This window comes from Streptomyces sp. NPDC096136, from assembly GCF_044763325.1.
GTDB lineage: Bacteria > Actinomycetota > Actinomycetes > Streptomycetales > Streptomycetaceae > Streptomyces.
Window position 1 is genome coordinate 1 of record NZ_JBIWFZ010000055.1, and the last position, 4,203, is coordinate 4,203.

At 76.4% G+C, this 4,203-nt stretch carries 2 protein-coding genes; both read right to left on the reverse strand.

What is annotated here, in order from left to right:
* Nucleotides 1-1,828, reverse strand: a 1,828-nt coding sequence (locus ACIRBY_RS38630) for a type I polyketide synthase (protein WP_403910146.1), incomplete at its 3' end; no start/stop codon positions are given.
* A gap of 23 nt (nt 1,829-1,851) precedes the next feature.
* On the reverse strand, nt 1,852-4,203 hold a 2,352-nt coding region (locus tag ACIRBY_RS38635; protein WP_403910143.1), incomplete at its 5' end, for an SDR family NAD(P)-dependent oxidoreductase.

A 4,203-nucleotide genomic window follows, 5' to 3' on the forward strand; every position in this document is an offset into this window, starting at 1 on the left:
CGTCGAAGGCCTCCGCGAACACCGGGAAGGCGGTGTGCAGTTCCCGCCCCATGCCCAGGCGCTGGCTGCCCTGCCCCGAGAACAGGAACGCGGTCTTGGTCTTGCGGGCCGCGGTGCCCGCGAAGGCCCGGCCCGTCGGCTCCTGGCGGGCGAAGGCGGTGAGCGCGGCGAGCAGTTCGTCGCGGTCGCGCCCGACGACGGCTGCCCGGTGGGGCAGTCGGGCGCGGGTCGCGGCGAGGGCGTGGCCGATGTCGGCGGGCTCGGCGTGCGGGTGTTCCCGTACGTACGCCAGGAGCCGCCGGGCCTGCTCGGGGAGCGCCTCGGGGGTGCGGGCGGAGAGGGGCCACAGCAGCGGGGTCCGGCCGGATCCGGTGGCCGGGGCCGCGCCGCTGTCGGGCGCGGCCGGTTCGGGGTCCGACTGTTCGGGGGCCGGCTGTTCGGGGGCCGGCTGTTCGAGGATGACGTGCGCGTTGGTGCCGCTCACGCCGAAGGAGGAGACGCCTGCGCGGCGCGGGCCTTCCGTCTCCGGCCAGGCGACGGCCCCGGTCAACAGGCGGACGGCGCCCGCCGACCAGTCCACGTGCGGGGACGGCTCGTCCAGGTGCAGGGTGGCGGGCAGGGTCCCGTGCTGCATGGCCATGACCATCTTGATGACGCCGGCCACGCCGGCCGCGGCCTGGGTGTGGCCGATGTTCGACTTGAGCGCGCCCAGCAGCAGCGGCCGTTCGGCCGGGCGGTCCTGGCCGTACGTGGCGAGCAGGGCGTGGGCCTCGATCGGGTCCCCGAGCGAGGTGCCGGTGCCGTGGGCCTCGACGGCGTCCACCTCGGCCGCGGTGAGCCGGGCGTCGGCCAGGGCCTGGCGGATGACCCGCTGCTGCGCCGGGCCGCTGGGGGCGGTCAGCCCGTTGGAGGCGCCGTCCTGGTTGACGGCGCTGCCGCGGAGCACGGCCAGGACGCGGTGGCCGTGGCGGCGGGCGTCCGAGAGGCGCTCGACCAGCAGCATGCCGACGCCTTCGCTCCAGCCGGTGCCGTCGGCGGCGGCCGAGAAGGGCTTGCAGCGCCCGTCGGCGGCCAGCCCGCGCTGGCGGCTGAACTCCATGAAGGCGCCGGGCGTGGACATCACCGTCACGCCACCGACCAGGGCGAGGGCGCACTCGCCCTTGCGGAGCGCCTGGGCGGCGAGGTGCAGGGCGACGAGGGAGGAGGAGCAGGCCGTGTCGACGGTCACGGCGGGGCCTTCGAGGCCGAAGGTGTAGGCGAGCCGTCCGGAGATCACGGCGGCGGCGTTGCCCGTCCCGAGGTACCCGTCGAAGTCCTCCGGAGAGGTGGACAGGCGTGCGTAGTCCTGGCCGTTGGTGCCGGCGAAGACGCCGGTGCGGGTGCCGCGGAGCGACGCCGGGTCGATCCCGGCCCGCTCGAAGGCCTCCCAGGCGGTCTCCAGCAGCAGCCGCTGCTGCGGGTCCATCATCAGGGCCTCGCGCGGGGAGATCCCGAAGAAGGCGGCGTCGAACTCGCCCACGCCGTCGAGGAACCCGCCGTGGCGGACGTAGCAGGTGCCGGCGTTGTCGGGGTCGGGGTCGTAGAGCGCGTCCAGGTCCCAGCCGCGGTCGGCCGGGAAGCCGGATATCGCGTCGCCGCCCTCCGCGAGGAGGCGCCACAGCTCCTCGGGGGAGCCGATGCCGCCGGGGAAGCGGCAGCTCATGGCGACGATCGCGATGGGCTCACGGGCTTCGTCCGTCATCTTCCGGTTCTGGCGGCGCAGCCGCTCGGTCTCCTGGAGGGAGGCGCGCAGTGCCTGAACGATCTTGTCGTTCGATGTGGTCATGATGTGCTCCGTACTCGGGCCGTTGATCAGGCTTCGCTGTCGCCGAGCGCCAGTTCGATGAGGTGGTCGAGGTCCATGTCCGCGATGGCGGAATCGGTGTCCGTGTCGGTGTCGACGTCGGTGTGGGGGCCGGTGGGGTAGGCGGCGGATGCCGTGTCCGCCGGCCCCGCCAGTGCCAGCAGGGCGTCCATCAGCCCGGCCTCGCGCAGGCGGGCCAGCGGGACCGTGGCGAGGACCCGGCGCAGCCGGGCCTCCTCCGGGCCCTCCTCCGTTCCCTGCTCCGGGGCGCGGTCCGCAGCCCCTTCGGGCAGCAGCGCGCTCAGCAGCCCGTCGGTGAGGGCGCTCGGGGTGGGGTGGTCGAAGACCAGCGTCGTCGGGAGGCGGAGCCCGGTCACGGCGCCCAGCCGGTTGCGGAGTTCGACCGCGGTGAGCGAGTCGAAGCCGAGGTCCCGGAAGGCCCGGTCGGGCTCGATGGCGTCCGTGGCCGGGTAGCCCAGTGCTGCCGCCGCCTCCCTCTGCACCCGCTCCAGCAGCAGGTCGTACCGCTCGTCCGGGTCGAGGTCGGCCAGCTCCCGTACGAACTCCTCGGCCTCGGGGGCGCCGGTGGCGGCGGCCTCCTCGGCCGTGGCGCCGGCGGCCAGCGCCTCCCGTGCCTCGGGCAGGTCGGCGAGCAGGGCGCTGGGCCGGCCGATGGTGAAGGACGGCGCGAACCTCGGCCAGTCGACGTCGGCCACCACCACGGCGGTCTCGTCCCGGTCCATGGCCAGTTGCAGGGCCGAGACCGCCAGGGCCGGGGAGAGCGAGGGCAGTCCGCTGCGCCTCAGGTACTCCTGCGCCCCGCCGTCGGCGGCCATGCCGCCCTCGGCCCAGGGGCCCCAGGCGACGGCCGTCGCGGCGAGCCCCCTGGCCCGGCGGTGCTGGGCCAGCGCGTCGAGGAAGGCGTTGCCCGCGGAGTAGGCGGCCTGGCTGCCGCTGCCCCAGACGCCGGAGACGGACGAGAAGAGGATGAACGCGTCCAGGTCCCGGTCGGCGAGCAGCTCGTCCAGGTGGACCGCGCCGGCCACCTTGGCGGAGACCACGGCGGCCAACTCCTCGGGACGGGTCTCCGCGACGGTGGTGAACTGCGGGAGCCCTGCGGCGTGCACGACGGCCGTCAGCGGGGCGGGGTCCCCGGACAGGGTGTCCAGCAGGCCCGCGAGGGCCGCCCGGTCGGCGACGTCGCACGCGGCGACCGTCACCCGCACCCCCGACTCCCTCAGTTCGGCGGCCAGTTCGGCCGCACCCGCCGCGGCCTCGCCGCGCCTGCTGGTGAGGACCAGGTGCTCGGCACCGGCCGCGGCCAGCCAGCGGGCGCTGTGCCCGCCGAGCGAACCCGTACCGCCGGTGACCAGGACGGTGCCCCGGGGCTTCCAGCCGCCGTCCCCGCCGGTGGCCCCCGTGGTGCGGGGCATCCGGACCAGCCTGCGGACGAGGGTTCCGCAGGGGCCCACCGCGAGCTGGTCCTCGCCGTCGGCTCCGCCGAGGACCTCGGCGAGCCGGGCGAGCGTCCGCTCGTCGGGGGCGCCGGCGCCGGCATCCGTACCGGGGACGTCGACCAGGCCGCCCCAGCGGCCGGGGGTCTCCAGTGCGACCGCGCGTCCCATGCCCCAGACGAGGGACTGGAGCGGCCGGGTGACCGGCCGGGAGCCGCTGACGGCCACGGCCCCGCTGGTCAGGCACCACAGCGGCGCCTCGACGTGCAGGTCCCCGAGCGCCTGGACGAGCGCGACGGTGGCCGTGAGACCGACCGGCAGGCCCGTGTGCACCGGGTGGCTGCGTTCGTCCAGCGCCAGCAGGGACAGGACCCCGGCCACCGGTACGCCGTCCACGGCCCCGGCCTCCCGCAGCAGCGCGGCCAGCGCCCCACGGTCGGCCCCGGGGTCGGTGACGGTGACGCGGAGGGGCTCGGCACCCGACCGGTCGCCCAGCATCCGGGCGTAGGGCTCGGCGACCGCCGCGTCCGGGGCCACGACCAGCCAGGTGCCCGACGGGGCGGTGGCCGGCAGGCCGGTGCGGGGCTGCCACACCGCCCGGTAGCGCCAGCCGTCGAGGGTGGTCCGGGTCCGGCTCTCCCGGCGCCAGGTCGAGAGGGCGCCGAACACCGAGTCCAGCGGCGCTCCGGCCGCCACCCCGAGCTGCGCGGCGAGGGCCTCGGGGCCCCCGTTCTCGACGGTGTCCCAGAACTCGGCTTCCGCCGCGTCGGCCGGTGCGGCACCGGTGGCGGCCGGTGCCGCCTCCGTCGTCAGCCAGTAGCGCCGGCGCTGGAAGGCGTAGGTCGGCAGGTCGACGCGGCGGGCACCCTGACCGGCCAGGACCGCCGGCCAGTCCACCGGCGTGCC